The sequence below is a fragment of the Bradyrhizobium commune genome, assembly GCF_015624505.1.
Taxonomy (GTDB): domain Bacteria; phylum Pseudomonadota; class Alphaproteobacteria; order Rhizobiales; family Xanthobacteraceae; genus Bradyrhizobium; species Bradyrhizobium commune.
In genome coordinates, this window is record NZ_CP061379.1 from 3,019,718 (window position 1) to 3,032,782 (window position 13,065).

General features: G+C 63.2%; 11 protein-coding genes. 7 read left to right on the forward strand and 4 right to left on the reverse strand.

Going from position 1 to position 13,065, the window contains the following annotated elements:
- Nucleotides 1-19: 19 nt before the first annotated feature.
- On the forward strand, nucleotides 20-1,351 hold the full coding sequence (locus IC761_RS14320; RefSeq protein WP_210338547.1) for an MFS transporter: 1,332 nt from the start codon (nucleotides 20-22) through the stop codon (nucleotides 1,349-1,351).
- Between the two features lie 17 nt (nucleotides 1,352-1,368).
- On the opposite strand, the gene IC761_RS14325 is transcribed toward IC761_RS14320, so the two are convergent.
- Together IC761_RS14325 and IC761_RS14330 are read right to left on the reverse strand one after the other, a co-directional pair.
- Nucleotides 1,369-2,664, reverse strand: a complete 1,296-nt coding sequence (locus IC761_RS14325) for a carbohydrate porin (RefSeq protein ID WP_210338531.1) — start codon at nucleotides 2,662-2,664, stop codon at nucleotides 1,369-1,371.
- An 85-nt stretch (nucleotides 2,665-2,749) separates the two neighbouring features.
- Nucleotides 2,750-5,125 carry a glucose/quinate/shikimate family membrane-bound PQQ-dependent dehydrogenase gene (locus IC761_RS14330; protein WP_195803863.1) on the reverse strand — a complete coding sequence of 792 codons (2,376 nt, stop codon included), beginning with the start codon at nucleotides 5,123-5,125 and terminating at the stop codon, nucleotides 2,750-2,752.
- A gap of 587 nt (nucleotides 5,126-5,712) precedes the next feature.
- On the opposite strand from IC761_RS14330, the gene gmd reads away from it, so the two are divergent.
- From gmd to IC761_RS14355, 5 genes are all read left to right on the forward strand, one after another.
- Complete coding sequence (gene gmd, locus IC761_RS14335) at nucleotides 5,713-6,783, forward strand: GDP-mannose 4,6-dehydratase (protein ID WP_195803864.1); 1,071 nt, start codon at nucleotides 5,713-5,715, stop codon at nucleotides 6,781-6,783.
- Nucleotides 6,764-7,702, forward strand: a complete 939-nt coding sequence (gene fcl, locus IC761_RS14340) for a GDP-L-fucose synthase (RefSeq protein ID WP_195803865.1) — start codon at nucleotides 6,764-6,766, stop codon at nucleotides 7,700-7,702. Before gmd ends, fcl begins: the two co-directional genes overlap by 20 nt.
- 262 nt (nucleotides 7,703-7,964) lie before the next feature.
- Complete coding sequence (locus tag IC761_RS14345; protein WP_195803866.1) at nucleotides 7,965-8,633, forward strand: peroxiredoxin-like family protein; 669 nt, start codon at nucleotides 7,965-7,967, stop codon at nucleotides 8,631-8,633.
- A 43-nt stretch (nucleotides 8,634-8,676) separates the two neighbouring features.
- The gene (locus IC761_RS14350; RefSeq protein ID WP_195803867.1) at nucleotides 8,677-9,561 is read left to right on the forward strand and encodes a haloalkane dehalogenase; all 885 of its coding nucleotides are present in this window, start codon (nucleotides 8,677-8,679) and stop codon (nucleotides 9,559-9,561) included.
- A gap of 58 nt (nucleotides 9,562-9,619) precedes the next feature.
- Nucleotides 9,620-10,216 carry a TetR/AcrR family transcriptional regulator gene (locus tag IC761_RS14355; RefSeq protein WP_195803868.1) on the forward strand — a complete coding sequence of 199 codons (597 nt, stop codon included), beginning with the start codon at nucleotides 9,620-9,622 and terminating at the stop codon, nucleotides 10,214-10,216.
- Nucleotides 10,217-10,267: 51 nt separating this feature from the next.
- On the opposite strand, the gene IC761_RS14360 is transcribed toward IC761_RS14355, so the two are convergent.
- A complete protein-coding gene (locus IC761_RS14360) occupies nucleotides 10,268-11,203 on the reverse strand; it encodes a diacylglycerol kinase catalytic domain-containing protein (RefSeq protein WP_195803869.1) in 936 nt (311 codons plus the stop codon).
- Entirely contained in the window at nucleotides 11,187-12,233 is a 1,047-nt protein-coding gene (locus IC761_RS14365; RefSeq protein WP_195803870.1) for an SPFH domain-containing protein, read from the reverse strand. Before IC761_RS14365 ends, IC761_RS14360 begins: the two co-directional genes overlap by 17 nt.
- A gap of 101 nt (nucleotides 12,234-12,334) precedes the next feature.
- Here IC761_RS14365 and IC761_RS14370 point away from each other — a divergent pair, with 101 nt between their 5' ends.
- Nucleotides 12,335-13,063 carry an NUDIX hydrolase gene (locus IC761_RS14370; protein WP_195803871.1) on the forward strand — a complete coding sequence of 243 codons (729 nt, stop codon included), beginning with the start codon at nucleotides 12,335-12,337 and terminating at the stop codon, nucleotides 13,061-13,063.
- Nucleotides 13,064-13,065: the final 2 nt, after the last annotated feature.

A 13,065-nucleotide genomic window follows, 5' to 3' on the forward strand; every position in this document is an offset into this window, starting at 1 on the left:
CACAGCGCATGATGTGCCGATGGATGCTGCGTCCGGAAAACGGTTCGCTGTGACAACAGTCCAGCTGCGATCCATCGTGGGCGGATGCGTTGGGAACCTGATCGAATGGTACGACTTCCTCGTCTACTCGATATTCTCGATCTATTTCGCCAGTTCGTTCTTTCCTCAGGGCGACCAGACCGCCCAATTGCTCAACGTCACCGCGGTAGCGGCGGTTGGCTATGTCGCGCGGCCACTCGGCAGCTGGCTGATGGGCCGCTACGCCGACCGAAGGGGGCGACGGCTGACGCTTGCCGTGTCCGTCTCCTTCATGTGCTTTGGCTCCCTCCTGATCGCGGTGACACCGACATATGCGATGATTGGCGTCGTTGCACCCGCTCTTCTGGTGGTGGCGCGCCTGCTCCAGGGTTTGAGCATGGGTGGTGAGTACGGCACCAGTGCCACCTATCTGAGCGAGATGGCGCCGAAGGATCGCCGCGGCTTTTTCGTTGGATTCTTGCAGGTCAGCGTCGTATCCGGCCAGCTCGCCGCACTTGCTCTTCTCCTGCTCTTGCAGCACGCGATCCTTCGTCCCGGACAAATGGAGGCTTGGGGCTGGCGCATTCCATTCGTCATCGGCGGCATCTTCGCGCTCTTTGCCCTCTACCTGCGACGCGGTATCGCCGAAACCGATGCCTTCCGGGAGACCGGGATCAAGGAGCAGAGCCGCGGATCAATGGCGACCCTCCTCGCGCATTGGAGGCTGATCCTGCTGGCGATCGGCATCACGGTGGGTGGAACAATCTCGTTCTATACTTACACGGTCTACATGCAGAAATTCATGGTCAACACCGTCGGCATGACGAAGGAAGCGGCCTCGCTCACCACCGCAGCGGCTCTTTTGTGTTATCTGCCTCTTCAACCTCTGTTTGGCCTGGTATCCGATCTCGTTGGACGCCGCCCGGTGATGATTTTCTTCGGCGCCGCCGGTACGATCCTGACCGTTCCGCTTCTGACCGCCATGAGCCATGCCGGCAGCGCGTGGGAAGCATTTGCCCTGAATTTTGCGGCTCTCTTCATTCTCAGCGGCTTCACCTCGATCCACATGCTGGTCAAGTCCGAACTCTTTCCCGCCGAGATTCGGGCCCTCGGCGTCGGGTTGCCATATGCGATCACCACGGCGATCCTTGGCGGGACCACCGAATGGGTCGCGCTCCAGTTCAAAGCCATGGGTCGCGAGGAATGGTTCTACTGGTATGTCACGGGTGCCATTCTGATCTCGCTCGTCGTCTACCTGATCATGCCGGAGACGCGTCGAACATCGCGACTTGATGGCGCGACGACCGCAGGCCACCACCGGGCCGCGCGATGAGCTCGGTTGATGCGGTATCAGAAATTCGCAACCGTCTTCAGTCCGAACACCAATGCGTTCGGATTCGCGGTCGTGCCGCCGGGGTCAATCACGTATTGGATGTTCGGTCGTATCTGCAGGCCGGTGAGCGGCCGCCAAGTGTAGTAGAGCTCCAGGGCGTATTCGTTGCTCTGGACCGCGACCGGACCGAGGCCCGCCAGATTTTGCAGTTCTTCCGACCAGGCGACACGGCTGTTGACGTGGGTGGTGCCGATCGCAAATCCGATGTCATCCTCGGGTCGGGACTGGAATGGACCGGTATAGGTCAGGCCACCGGCGATCTGATAATCGGTGGTCGACGTTCGGCGGTCGGCCATCGTCGCGTTCAGGAACAGGCTCAGCGTGCCCGCTGAATCTGCTCGCGATGGCCGGATCACCTGCTGGAGGAAGCTGACGTAGATACCGTAACGCCCGCGGCTCTGTAGCAGCGGCTGTCCCGAGAGGACGGCCGGGTTGCCGTTGATGTCGGTGACCACGTCAGGGGCGGTCGATGTGTCATACCAGCCGCCGAACTTGTAGCTGCCTTGAAGGCCGCCGAACTTCGGCAGCCAGGCGAGTTCCGCCGGGATGAGAATGCCGGTGGATCCCGAATAGAACACCGGAAGAGCTGATTGCTGCACCTTCAGGTAATTGGGATTGGCGTCGAACACACCAAACTGAAAATAGCCGAAGCCCTGCAAGTTGAATTTCAGCCGGGTGGCCCATTGGCTGACTGGCCAGTTGTAGATGTAGTTTCCGACGAGGTTGCCGGGTTGCGCGCCACAGAAGGTCAGGTTCTGGAAATCGCACGCGAACGATGCGAAATCCTCGCCGAAGGTGATCCGCCCGATCTTCCAGTCGGCCGCTCCGTCGATGAATTTTTGGTCGTACCAGAATTGCGTGAGCCGCAGCGTCTGGCCGCGTCCGAACACCTCCTGTACCTGCTGCAACGTGCCGAGGCGGGCGTCATCGCTCAAATTGCTGCCGTTGCGGTCCGTCCATGTGACCTGGACCGTGCCGCCGGGCACGACACCCAGCTTGGTCAGATCGAACGTCGTGCCGAATACCCATTGATCGGTGTAGGCCGCCTGTTGCCGCTGACCGCCCGTTGCATTGCCGGCGATCTCGCTGGTGTAGCCGAACTGAAAATCGATGCCTGCATTCGACAGCTTGGTTCTCGCACCGTCCCAGTCGCCGAACAGCCAGGGCACCGGTGCCGGTGCAGTGCCGGTCCCACGACTGGGAAACGTCAGATCGGCGGCGTGGGCGACCTGGCCGCCTGCGCAGACTGACATCACCGGGAGACCCAACCAAAGGAAGAACGTAACTGAGCACTTCGCTCTGCCACCGGATGACGCAACCATGACGACGCTCCCGGGTTCAATCCTTCAATGAGTAGGCGATGACGTAATCGCCGCGCTTGGTGCCGAACGAGCCGTGGCCGCCGGCCGCGGTGACGACATATTGCTTGCCGTCGATCTCGTAGCTCATCGGCGTCGATTGGGCGCCGGCCGGCAGGCGATCTTCCCAGACCACCTTGCCGTCGCGCACATCGTAGGCCCGGATCGTGTACTCGTAAGTGCCGGTGTAGAACGCGACCCCGCCGGCGGTGGTGATCGGCCCGCCCAGCATCGGCACGCCCATCTTGAAGGGAAGCGGTAGCGGCGTGGTGTCCCGGATCGTGCCGTTGGGATGCTGCCAGACGATCTTCATCGTCTTCAGGTCGACTGCGGCCATCGATCCCCACGGCGGCCGGTAGCACGGCACGGAGAGGGGCGAGAGAAAGCTCCAGATATCCACGCCGTACGGCGTGCCATACATCGGCTGCACTCCAACTTCGCTGCCGACCGGCTTGTCAGCCGTCGGTGCCGGAGGATTCTGGGGCCCGCGCGGGGTCAGCCGCGATGCGAAGGGTAACGACATCGGGTTGGCGATGGCGATCTGTCTCACCGGATCGACCGCAATGCCGCCCCATTCGAACATGCCGAGATTGCCCGGGAAGACGAGCGTGCCCTGCAACGACGGCGGCGTGAACGTGCCCTCGTAACGCAGTCGGTGAAACATGATCCGGCACAGCAGCTGGTCGAAGATCGTGCCGCCCCACATGTCCGCGCCGGTCAGCTTTGCCTCGGGGCGGAATGTCAGCTCGGAGAACGGCTGTGTCGGTGCGGTGCGGTCGCCGGGGGCGGCGCCCTGCGGAACCGGACGCTCCGGTGCCGGCACGATCAGTTCGCCGGTCCTGCGATCGAGCACAAAGATATTGCCCACCTTGGTCGGCTGGATGATCGCAGGCACGACGCCCTTGGCCGTGGCGACATCGACCAGGCTCGGTTGCGACGGAACGTCCATGTCCCAGAGATCATGATGCACCGTCTGGTACGACCAGGCGCGTTTCCCGGTGTTGACGTCCAGTGCAACGATTGAGCTGGAATAGCGCTCGACGAGCGCATTGCGATTGCCGCCCCAGATGTCGGGCCCGTTGTTGCCGGTGGGGATGTAGACGAGGTTCAGTTTCGGATCGAACGAGGCCGTGATCCATGAATTCGGCGAACCGTTGGTGTAATGCCGCGTCGGCGACGGCAGCTCATTCTCGTCCGCCGCGCCGGAGTCCCAGACCCAGACCAGCTTGCCGGTGTAGACGTCGAAGCCGCGGATCACGCCGGAAGGCACTTCGACCGCATAATTGTCGATCACCGCGGCGGCGACGACTAGGATCCTGTCACTGACGACCGGCGGCGACGTCGGCTCGAAGAAGCCCGCCGTCTTGATCCCCATCCCTTGCTGCAAGTCGAGCAAGCCGTGATCGCCAAAGCTGTCGCAGGGTTTGCCGCTGTCGGCATCGAGAGCGATCATGCGTCCGTCATTGACGGGCAGGAAGATCCGCCGGGGGCATTCGGCAGGCGCCGGAGCGCCGCTGCTGTCGACCGCGCCGGCCGCGGTTTCGTGGTAGGAGACCCCGCGGCAGGTCATGTGCTGGAACGTCTTGTTGAACACCAGCTTGGGATCGTATCTCCAGCGCTCCTTGCCGCTCTTCGCGTCGAGCGCAAACAGGACCTGGTGCTGTGAGCAGAGATAGAGCGTGTCGCGCACCTTGATCGGGGTGACCTCGAAGGTCGTCTCCCCGGAATCCTCCGGCGTCGGCACGTCGCCGGTGCGGAAGGTCCAGGCCACCTTGAGGTTGCCGACATTGTCGGGCGTGATCTGCTTCAGCGGCGAATAGCGTTGTCCGAATTGCGTGCGTCCATACGCACGCCAGTCGGCATCCGGCTGCGGGTCGGCTTCACTTTGCGGCACGGCGGAGCCGGACTCGGCGATCGTGCCGTTGACATCGTGATAGCTGGACAGAAGTCCGATGACGAGAACGACCGAAGCGGCAGCGACGCCGACCCAGAGCGGCGCCGTCGCGCTGCGGTAAGACACCGGCTCGTCGCGCACCAGACCGCGAACGATGACGGGTGTCAGAAGCCACAGCGCCATGGGGAAGATGATGTCGCCGCGCGCCGCGAGCGGCCACCAATCAAATCGCACTTCGTAGACGGCCCAAGCCAGCGTGCCGACCAGCACGATCGCAAACAGCCACAGCGCCGAACGGCGCTGTGCCAGCAACAACGCGCCAGTGGCGAGAATACCAACACCAAGGATGATATAGAAGACGGACCCACCCAATGCGGCGAGCCAAATGCCGCCGCCCGCGAGCACCAGGCCGATCAAGGCGTAGACGAGACCTGTGATGAAGACTGCCCTGGATCGCTGCATGGCTACTCCGGTGCGGAAAAGGGCCCGAGCGTGTCCCCGCGCAAGCACAACAGATGGCGTCCGTCTTCAAGGACTGTGGTTCAATCAACCACAAATGGCAACCGTCAACCGCCGCCGTGATGCAACCGCCGAGCGCAAAATTGCGATGCAAAAGCAAGGTTCTCCAAAATGCGCGCGTAACGTTCAAAAACAAGTGACACGGCTTGTTCTGGCTTGATGTCGGTTGCCTTCAGGCGGTCGAGGGCGGTGCCTTGCCACCGAGTTGGGTCTGCGCCGATCGCTATAGCCCGACGAGGATCACGGCAAGCGGCCGGCTTGTGGGATTCGCTCGATCAAGGTGCTCTGCGGTTTGTCAGGATGTTTGGCTTGCGGCACGCGCCAGCGCTCGCGCGTCAGGCAATGCTTCCATAAGTTTCCCCCTCAACAGACGGGGGGCAGTCTCGGCCTCGCCGCCGGATTCTTCGGAAAAAGCGCGCAATATCACCATATTGGGTTGACCCCGGCGAACGATATGTCAGAGAAGGACAGGTTTCGGCCGGAGCTTCAGGCCGGCGCCCCATCGGGGCAGTTTGGGAGCAGTTGTAGACATGGCTGAGCGGATCGCTCTCATCACCGGCATTACCGGGCAGGACGGCGCCTATCTCGCCGAATATCTGCTGTCGCTCGGCTATGTCGTGCATGGCATCAAGCGGCGCTCGTCCTCGTTCAACACCGCGCGTGTCGACCACCTGTATCAGGATCCGCATGTCGGCAATGTGCCGTTCCTGATGCACTATGGCGACATGACGGACTCGACCAATTTGATCCGCCTGGTGCAGCAGATCCGGCCGACCGAGATCTACAATCTCGCCGCCCAAAGCCACGTCGCCGTCAGCTTCGAAAGCCCGGAATACACCGCGAACGCTGACGCGATCGGCGTGCTGCGCCTGCTGGAGGCGATCCGCATCCTCGGCATGGAGAAGGAGACGCGGTTCTACCAGGCCTCGACCTCCGAGCTCTACGGCCTGGTGCAGGAGATTCCGCAGAAGGAGACCACGCCGTTCTATCCGCGCTCGCCTTATGGCGTCGCTAAGCTCTATGGCTACTGGATCACGGTGAACTACCGCGAAGCCTATGGCATGTTCGCGAGCAACGGCATTCTCTTCAACCATGAGAGCCCGATCCGCGGCGAGACGTTCGTCACCCGCAAGATCACCCGCGGCGTCGCCCGGATCGAGGTCGGGCTCGAGGACACGCTCTATCTCGGCAATCTCGAGGCCAAGCGCGACTGGGGCCATGCCAAGGATTACGTTGAAGGCATGCACATGATCCTGCAAGCCGACAAGCCGGACGACTTCGTGCTCGCCACCGGCGAGACGCGCTCGGTGCGCGAGATGGTCGAGCTCTCCTTCGCGCAGGTCGGTCGCCGTATCGAATGGCGCGGCAAGGGCGTCGAGGAGACCGGCATCGATGCCAAGAGCGGCAAGACCGTGGTGAAGATCGATCCGACCTACTTCCGTCCGACCGAGGTCGACCTCCTCGTTGGCGATTCCAGCAAGGCGCGCAAGGTGCTCGGCTGGAAGCCGAAGCGGACCTTTGCCGAGCTCGTCACGGAGATGATGGCAAGCGATCTGTCGGAAGCCAAACGGGATGTCGCAAATGGCAAACGCACCGTTTGAGCTGAAGGGCAAAAGCGTTTACGTCGCCGGCCATCGCGGCATGGCGGGCAGCGCGATTGCGCGCCGGCTGGCGCGCGAGGACGTCAGGCTCGTCACGGTGGACCGGCGCGAGGTCGATCTCTGCAACCAGGCCGCGGTGTTTGACTGGTTCGCGAAGGTGCGGCCGCAGGTCATCTTCCTCGCCGCCGCCAAGGTTGGCGGCATCGTCGCCAACAACACGCTGCGCGCGGAGTTCATCTACGACAACATCGCGATCGCGGCGAACGTGATCCAGGCCGCGCATCAGAACGGCGCCGAGAAGCTGATGTTCCTCGGCTCCTCCTGCATCTATCCGAAGCTGGCCCAGCAGCCCCTGCGCGAGGATTCCGTGCTGACCGGCCCGCTGGAGCCGACCAACGAGCCCTACGCGATTGCCAAGATCGCGGGCATCAAGATGGTGGAGGCTTATCGCAGCCAATATGGCAGCGACTTCGTCAGCGTGATGCCGACCAATCTCTACGGCCCCGGCGACAATTATCATCCCGAATTCAGCCATGTCGTCGCCGCACTGATCCGGCGCTTCCACGAGGCGAAGCTGTCAGGCGCGAAGAGCGTTGTGGTCTGGGGCACCGGCACGCCTCGGCGCGAGTTCCTCTATGTCGACGACATGGCGGATGCTTGCGTGCATCTGATGAAGACCTATTCGAGCGCCGAGCTGATCAATATCGGCACCGGCGAGGACATTGCGATTGCCGAGTTCGCGCGCGTGGTTGCCGACGTCGTCGGCTACAGCGGTGGGATCAGTTTCGACACGACGCGTCCCGACGGCACACCGCGAAAACTGCTCGACGTCAGCCGGCTGACCAAGCTTGGCTGGCGCGCGACGACGTCGCTTCACGACGGCCTGAAGAAAGCCTATGCGGCGTATCTGACCGGCTAGCTGCTCGCGGTCATGCGGCTCGCCGCCGACAACACGAAATCTTGAACCCGAAGCTGTCGTGCGCCGATACATCGGAATCGCAAGCCGATTTTCCGTGCCGACCTTCCGCGTCACAGCCCGCAGGCTGCCTGATCGTCACGCGTGGCGCTTGCATACGTCCACCGCGTTTTATATCGTTCGATCTAAATCTATGAGGCCGCAATCTGTGTCCGCGAAATTGCGTCAGGGCCTGATCGCCGCGAGTCCGATTGGAGAAGTTGAGATGAGCAAGACACTTTCCGAACAGCTCGAGGAATTCCTGGCCGGCTGGATGCAGCGTGTCCCTGCAGAGCGTCGGGCGGTCATGGAACGCCACATCGCGCATCTGTCCGATGTCGGCCTCGGCAAGCTGGCCAAACAGGTCGGCGACCGGGCGCCTCCGATCAGCCTGCCGGGAGTCGATGGCAAGCCGTTCGACGTCGCGGCGCTGTTGGCGAAAGGCCCGGTTGTCGTGACGTTCTACCGCGGCGGATGGTGCCCTTACTGCAATCTCGAGCTGAGGGCCTATCAGAACCTGCTGCCGCAGATCGCGGCTGCCGGCGCGAGCCTGGTCGCGATCAGCCCGGAAAAGCCCGACGATACCCTCACGACCGTCGAGAAGAACGCTCTGACCTTTCCTGTGCTGAGCGATGTCGGCCAGGCGGTCGGGAAGGCGTTTGGCCTGGTCTACACCTTCACCGACGAGTTGAAGTGGGCATATGAAGCGTTCGGTCTCGACATCCCGGCCAAGAACGGCGCTCCGGGCGAGTGGTCGCTTCCACTGTCAGCGACTTATGTCATCGGAACGGACGGCATCATCCTGTTCGCCGATACGGGGGTGGATTATCGTCGTCGGACCGAGCCGTTGGACGTCCTGACGGTGCTTCAGCGGTCGGCGGAAGCAGCCGAATAGGCGCTGCACGTGCGAACCGGCCGCGCGCCAGAGGAGGAAGACGATGAGTGTCTTGCGAACGCCCGACGAAAATTTCGCCGATCTTTCCGGCTATCGGTTTCGCCCGAACTATCGCGAGTCGCGCGCCGGTCTGCGCATGCATTACCTCGACGAGGGTGCACCGGATGCTCCGGTGGCGCTGTGCCTGCACGGGCAGCCGACCTGGTGCTATCTTTATCGGAAAATGGTGCCGGCCTTCGTTGCCGCAGGCATGCGCGTGGTGGCGCCGGACTTCTTCGGCTTCGGCCGGTCCGACAAGCCTGCGGAGGAAGCGACCTACACGTTCGACTTCCACCGCGACTCCATCGCCTCCCTGATCGAGGCGCTCGATCTGAAGCGGATCACGCTGGTTTGCCAGGACTGGGGCGGGCTCATCGGCCTCACCATTCCCATGGACATGCAAGCGCGGTTCGAGCGGCTTCTGGTCATGAACACGACGCTTGGCACCGGGGATGTGCCTCTCGGCGAAGGCTTTCTGTCCTGGCGCGCCTTTTCGAACAGCAAGCCCGACATGGACATTGCCGGCCTGATGCGTCGCGCTGTGCCGACGCTCGACGAAGCGGAAGCTGCCGCCTATGCGGCGCCGTATCCGGACGTGCGATACAAGGCCGGCGTGCGGCGCTTTCCGAATCTCGTACCGGACCGGGTGGACGCGGATGGAGCGGCGCTGTCGCGCCGGGCCCGCGACTTCTGGTCGAAGCAGTGGGACGGCAAGAGCTTTATGGCTATCGGCATGAAGGATCCCGTTCTCGGTCCTCCGGCGATGCAGGCCTTGCGGGCAAGCATACGGAACTGTCCGCCACCTCTTGAATTGGCGGATGCCGGTCACTTCACCCAGGAGGCGGGCGCGGTGATCGTGGAGGCGGCCATCAAGAGCTTTGCCGGCTAGGCTTCGATCTGCTGATATCCGCGCAAACCGCCTGTCCTGCGACAGGAGCGAGGCTTGAATGGCACGGCCAAGAGAGTTCGATGAAGGGGCCGTTCTCGATGCTGCGGTCCATCGTTTCTGGTCGAAAGGTTACGAGGCGACGTCCGTTCGTGATCTTGCCGAGACGATGGGCATCACCGGCGCAAGCCTCTACAACGCGTTCGGGGACAAGCGGTCGCTCTACAGGCGATCGCTGGATCACTATGTCAGCAACAGTTTTGGCGATCGCGTGCGGCGTTTCGAGAACGAGCTTCCGCCGTTCGATGCCCTGAAGGCCTTCTTCGAGGAGATCATCGAACGATCGGTTGCGGACAGGGAGCGCAAGGGCTGCATGCTGGTGAATTCCGCGCTCGAACTGGCGCCGCATGACAGGGAGTTCCGTCAGGTGGTGGCCGGCGTGCTCGGCGAGGTCGAGGCATTCTTCCGGCGTTGCGTTGAAAAGGGACAGATATCGGGGACGATCACGGCCGCCCAGCCGGGCGAGGATCTCGCGCGCCTGTTGCTCAGTGTTCTCCTCGGAATCCGCGTGCTGGCGCGGTCGCGGCCGAAGCGTGAATTGCTGGAAGGGGCAGTCCGGCCGGCATTTGCGTTTTTGGGGCGGAAGAGTGGGCGGTAACGCAGAAGATGGGTGACGCGAGGTCGCTTGTGCAAGGCTGCGCCTGCCGCTTCAAACAATCAACCGTCCACGCCGCGCCGCGATCCCGATCGTGACCTCGGCGCCCGCGTTGAAATCGAGGCGGTCGGCTTCGACACCGTCGCTGAAGATGACGCCGTTCTCTGCCATCAGCGAACGGATGCGCAATTGTTCTGCAAGCGCGAGCCGGCCGCAGACCAGCTTGGTCTGTGAGTAGCGGCTGGGGAAGGGCTCGCGCACCGCGAAGCGCAGCTCGGCTGCGTCCCAGGGCAGGGCGTCGTAACCGGCCGGCCGGGAGGGCTGGCCAAAACTGCCGGCGATGGCGAGCGAGCCGGTGACGATGCTCTTGAACCATGCGGTCGAGCCGAGCCCGGTCGAGACGATCAGCCCGCTCGAGGATTGTCGCTCCGTTTCCCCGCCGGCCGCGATCTCGTAAATCGCGGAGACATGCGTGCGCGCTCCGATGAACAGGTCGTTCACGGCATGAAGCACCTGGCCGTCGCTGAGCCGCGCCTCCGCCATCGTCACGGACTGGCTGTCGCGTTTCCCAGCAGCGACCTCCGGCAGCAGCTTGGCGAGGTCGCGCGGCGCGAAGGGGAGGAGGATGCCGTCGTAGCGCGCGGGGTCCGGGTTGACCCCGATCAGCGGATGGCCGTCAAGATATTTCATCGTGTTGGCGACGACGCCGTCCTGGCCGAGTGCGATCACGATGTCATCAGGTGCAAAGATGAAATTGGGCAGGAAGCCGCGCTCGATGATTTGGTAGCGACCCCATTGCTCCAGCACTTGCAGTGTCGCGTGCCGTTGCGCCTGATAGACCTGGTGCTCGCGCTCATAATCGGAGAAGTCGGCGCCGAGATGCTCGACATAGAAACGCGCCTGCGCCGCCGTGAGGTAACGCGCGATCAGGTCCTCCAGCCTGGTCTTGCGCGTCACCAGCACGATCTTGCGCTCATTGGCGGCGGGCATTGGCGGCCTCCACGGGCTTCGGCTTCTCCATCAGCTGGCTGAGCAGGTCGGGCGAGACGTTGAGCTGGCCGATCTTCTCAGCCTTCTCGGCGATGCCGGAGAAGGCTTGCGCGATCAGCTGGCCCGGCTGCATGCCGGCGGCGGCGAGCGCCTGGATCACGCGGGTGTCGACGCCCTCGAAGATCTTCATCAGCGCGCCGACGCGATAGGCCTCGGCGTCGGCCAGCGTGCGGGTGTTCTCGGCGTTGAGGCCGACGAAATCCTTGCGCTTGCCTTCCAGCACGATGTCGGCGGCCATGCCGGCCTGGCGCAGCTCGTTGCGCTTGGCGGCGACGCTCGCCTCGGCATCCATCTGGGTCTCGCGGATCGAGCGCTTCTTCTGCTCGACAGCGATCTCGGTGTCGAGCTCGCTCTCGCGAATGGCGCGCTCCTGCTCGACGGCGAAATTGCGTCGGGCGAAGATCGCTTCGTCCGCGTTCTTCAGGATCGCTTCGCGCGCCTGCGCCTCCAGCGCCTTCGCGGTGTCCGGTGTCGGCTTGATGCCGCGGATCGACACGCCGAGGATTTCGAGGCCGAGCGCGGCGATATCGGCGCGCCCCCGCAAACCACCGGCGATGATGTCGGCGATGCGGTCGGAGGCCTGGAGCGCGTCCTTCAACGTCAGCTCCTTGATCGCCTGCTGGGCGAGGACCTCGACTGTGCCGAGGATACGCTCCGGCAGCTTTTCCGGATCGTCGCTCTCATAGGTCTTGCCGTCGGACTTCAGCGTGAAGTCGAGCATGGATGCCGCCTTCTTCGGCTCGCTGACGCGATAGGTGACGTGGCCCTGCACGGTCAGGGTCTGAAAGTCGCGGGCGATCTGCTGGAAGATGAAGGAGGCGTCGCGGCTGCCGACGGGCACGGCGACGAGCGTGGTCACCGGCGCGTAGTAGAGCGCGGAAAGGCCGGCGCCTTCTGCGACGACGGCGCCGGCGCGGTACTTCATCAGAAAAGTGGTGGGCTGAGCCTTGATGAACCTGATGCCGAACATGGCTTACTCCGTGGTGAGCTATAAGTTGGTCTGAGCAACTAAGTAAGTTGTACTGTACAACTAAGTATGCTACTGTCAAGCCCGAACAGGGGAGATTGCCGATGGCGGGCGAGGGGCGGACCGAAAGGCTTGTAAAGCCTGGACAATTGGACTTTCCGCGACCCCTGACGACGGTCGATGTCGTGATCTTTGCGATTCTGGACGACCAGCTTGAGGTGTTGCTGGTGCAGCGGCCGGCCGGTGCGGGCGAGCCGTTTCCGCTGGCTTGGGCGTTGCCGGGCGGCTTCGTCGACATCGCCAGGGACCGCGATCTCGCGGCGTGCGCAGCCCGCAAGCTCAAGGAGAAGACCGGGGTCACGAGCCCTTATCTCGAGCAGCTCGGAAGCTGGGGAAGTGCCACGCGAGATCCGCGCGGCTGGTCGGCGACGCATGCCTACTTCGCGCTGATCCCGGAGGAGGCCGGCGTGCTCACGCCCGATGCGCGCTGGTTTCCAATTCGAGAGAGCAGGTTTAAGGAGAAGCTCGCCTTCGATCACGCCGACATCCTGGCCACCGCAATCCAGCGTCTGCGCAACAAGGTCGAGTACACCTCGCTGCCGGCCTATCTGATGCCTGAGGAATTCACGCTGCCGGATTTGCAGCGCGTCTACGAGATCGTGCTCGGCCGTCCGCTCGAGAAGAGCGCGTTCCGGACGCGGATCCTGTCGGGCGACATGATTGAGCCGGTGGCGAGGATGCGCCGCGGCCCCAACCGGCCAGCGCAGCTCTATCGCCTGAAGCAAGGCAGCGAGCCCGTGTATTTCGTGCGGACATTCAATCCGCCGGAGTGATG